The following is a 3,415-nucleotide window of genomic DNA, read 5'->3' as shown; positions in this document are numbered from 1 at the left end:
GAGCTTTCCCGACGCCGAACCGTTGACCATCCCAGCCACACCAGCCACACCGATCACTACGCCCGAGGCGGAGCCGGTGCCCGGGTGAGCCTGCTCGGCTGGCGACAGTGGGCCGTCGACCGTGACGGTCAGCTACGACCCGCCTGGACGCCCTGGTCGCCGTTTCCGCCCGGCATGCTCCTGTGGCGCCCCGATGCCATCACCGAGGCCCGCTGCCTGCGTACCACCACCCACCCGGAGGAGCCCTCCCGCGCCGACGCTCCCGCCGTCGCGCACGAGCGCATCCCCGACGAGCACTGTCTGTGCGGCCTGTGCGCTTGGCGCACCCCGGAGCTGCTCGCCGCCGCCCGCCGCCCCACTTGGACGTCGCTACCCTGCGTGGTCGGAGTCGTCCGTCTCGGCGGCCGCATCATCATCGGCGAACGCGGCTACCGTGCCGAGCGCGGCTATCCCGTGGCCCTTTTCGACAGGCACGGCGTCGTCTCCCCCGACTACGCGGTGGCGCGCTACCGCACCTTCGCCGCCCTCACCGCGGAATGGTTCGACGAGCCCACCACCACGACCTCCGGGCCACCTCACTCCGAGCCACCTCACTCCGAGCCCTCCGACGGCGGTGGCCCCGGGCACTGAGCCCACCCTTCGCTCGACCGATGTTCACCGAAACACGCGATGCGGCCTCGCATCGGCGGGGTGCGTGGGACACGGCCTCCCCCGGTGCGCCTCCGCCGGGGCGGCGAGGCCTCGTGGAGCGGGGGCGGCCCGGGTACGACCCAGGTGGCACCTTCCGGCCGGATAGTCACGCTCCGTCTTCTAGATCACGCTGCGCATCCGACTGGCCGGAAAGTGTGTTGATCGGGCCATGGCTGGAACTATCGTCTGAAATGTCCTGCACGGCGGCTGTTCCATCGCCCCATTGCCACGCCGTGATCGTGGGACGTGCGAGGGGGGTCTCGTGACCAGCTCCGGTATCAACCTGCCCAGTGTCGATCCACCCGGTGACACTCCGTCCGATACCAGGTCGTCCTCCGGCGCTGACCACGGTGGCACGAGAGCAGCCGCGGATGGTGACCGGCGACAGCACCGATGGGGGATCAGGCGGGTGCCGGCCTGGCTGGCGGTGGCGATCGGGTACCTGGTCCTGGCGGGGTGGATCTTCCGGGCGGGCTGGCTGCATCCCGGTGCGGTGACCTACGGGGGAAACGACGGCTATCTGTACACGTGGTTCCTGCTGTACACGTGGTTCCTGCGGTGGACGCCGTACGCCGTCGCGCACGGGCTTGATCCCTTCGTCACCCACCAGACCAACGCGCCGGACGGGGCGAACGTGCTGTGGAGCACCCCGGTGGTGCTGCTCGCGCTGATCGCGACACCCATCACCATGATCGGTGGACCGGTGTTCGCCCTGACGGTGCTGTTGACGCTCGCGCCGGTGGTCAGCGCGCTCGCGCTGTACGGGCTGCTGCGTCGGTTCGTCCGGGTGGGGCCGGCGGCGCTCGGTGGGCTGTTCTACGGCTGCGGGCCCTACCTGATCGGCAGTTCGTACGGGCATCTGCATCTGGCGTTCATGCCGTTTCCGCCCCTGCTCGCCCTGTTGCTGATCGACCTTCTGGTGCCCGACCCACAGCGGCAGCGGTCGCCGGGACGGACCGGTGTGCTGCTCGGGCTCGCGATCGCCGCGCAGGCGCTGATCGGCGAGGAGGTGCTCGCATCGTCGGCGCTGGCGGCGACGGTCGGGGTGGTGGCGTTGGGTGCGTGGCATCGGGGGCTGGTGCGGGCGCGGATCGGGCCGGCGGTGCGGGGGCTCGCGGTGGCGGGCGTGACGGCGGGGGCGCTGCTCGCCTGGCCGCTGTCGGTGCAGTTCTTCGGCGCCGGCCGCGTGCGCGGGTCGATCCAGCCCTCCGGCATCGCGGTGAGTGACCTGTGGACGTTCGTCACCCCGACGCCGATGCAGGAGTTCGGCCCGGACGCGGCCGTGCGGCACAGTCTGCGTTTCACCGGCAACGCCGTGGAGGTCGGTGGCTATCTGGGCGTTCCGCTGGTGCTGCTGGCGATCGGTGCGGCGGTGGTGGCGCGGCGGCATCCGCTGGTGCGGGTACTCGTCCCGGTCGGGATCGTGATGGCGGTGCTGTCACTGGGCGATCATCTGCATGTGGGGTGTGCGGCGGCTCCCGGCGGGCGCGACCACACTGGTCGTGCCCTATCCGCATCCGCAGCAGGCGGAGGCGATGCTGTGGCAGGCGCGGGCCGACTTCCGGTTCGTCATGCCCGGCTGTTACTGCACTGTCGCGGACGCCTCGGGCCACGCGGCGTTCCACGGGCCGAGTGACGCGCTGACCTCCGCCCTGATCGACGTCGACAACGGCACCGTTTCGGGGGCGCGCATGGCAGGCTCGGCGCAGGTCCGGGCCGCCTATGCTGATCTGTCCCCGGATGCGGTGGTGCTCGGCCCGGCCCGGCGCACGGGTGAGCTGCGGACCCTGCTGGTGGGGCTGGTCGGTCAGGCCCCGGACCGGGTCGGCGGTGTCGATCTGTGGTTGCCTGGCCGGTCGGGTGGACGCAGGTCGTGACATTCCCCGCTCACCTGAAAAGCTGGCCTGCGAGAATGGACGAAGCCGAGGGGGTGTCGTGGCTGCCGGTCCGGTAGGCGACCGCGTGGTGGCGGGTCGATATCGCCTTCTCGCGCGCCTTGGTGCGGGCGCGATGGGCACGGTCTGGCGCGCGTTCGACTGCGTGCTCGAGACCGAGGCCGCGCTGAAGGAGATCGAACTCGCCGGTGGGGTCGCCGGGTCGGAGCGCGCCGACCGGGTGGAGCGGGCGATGCGGGAGGCCCGGCACGCCGCCAAGCTGCGCGGCCACCCGCATGTCGTGACGATCCTGGACGTCGTCCTGGAGAACGGGCTGCCCTGGATCGTGATGGAGCTGGTGCCGTCCCGGTCGCTGTTCGAGGTGGTGCGCGACGACGGGCCGCTGCCGCCCGCGCAGGTCGCCCGGGTCGGGCTCGCCGTGCTGGACGCGCTGGTCGCCGCGCGTGACCATGGCATCGTCCATCGGGATGTGAAACCGTCCAATGTGCTGATCGGGACGGACGGTCGGACCGTACTGACCGACTTCGGCATCGCCACCGGCGACGGCGATCCCACCCTGACCGTCACCGGAGTGCTCGGCACCCCGCTTTACATGGCGCCGGAGCGGCTCAACAACTTCCCCGCGACCTTCGACGCCGACCTGTTCAGCCTCGGTGGCACGCTGTACTTCGCCGTCGAGGGGCGGCCCCCGTTCGAACGGGACAGTTTCGGCGCGATGCTCGCCGCGATCGTGCTGCACCCGCCGGCGCCGGCGCCGCACGCCGGCCCGCTGGCCGAGGTGCTCGACGGCCTGCTGGAGAAGGATCCGCAGCGACGGATCACCCCCCGGC

4 protein-coding genes are annotated in these 3,415 nt (G+C 71.4%); all 4 read left to right on the top strand.

Annotated elements, in window-relative coordinates:
* Window positions 1–84 precede the first annotated feature (84 nt).
* Window positions 85–630 (top strand): hypothetical protein, encoded by a 546-nt coding sequence (locus G6R24_RS19530; RefSeq protein ID WP_225438775.1) that lies wholly within the window; start codon window positions 85–87, stop codon window positions 628–630.
* Window positions 631–1,099: 469 nt separating this feature from the next.
* Window positions 1,100–2,326, top strand: a complete 1,227-nt coding sequence (locus tag G6R24_RS19525) for a hypothetical protein (RefSeq protein ID WP_225438773.1) — start codon at window positions 1,100–1,102, stop codon at window positions 2,324–2,326.
* Window positions 2,327–2,381: 55 nt separating this feature from the next.
* Entirely contained in the window at window positions 2,382–2,567 is a 186-nt protein-coding gene (locus tag G6R24_RS22950; RefSeq protein WP_225438771.1) for a hypothetical protein, read from the top strand.
* Between the two features lie 58 nt (window positions 2,568–2,625).
* The coding region (locus tag G6R24_RS19520) for a serine/threonine-protein kinase (protein WP_163550626.1) at window positions 2,626–3,415 on the top strand (790 nt) is incomplete at its 3' end.

The sequence above is a fragment of the Candidatus Frankia nodulisporulans genome, from assembly GCF_902806475.1.
GTDB classification, from domain to species: Bacteria; Actinomycetota; Actinomycetes; order Frankiales; family Frankiaceae; genus Frankia; species Frankia umida.
The sequence above is the reverse complement of the archived record's forward strand: the minus strand, read 5'-3'. Positions and strand labels throughout refer to the sequence as shown.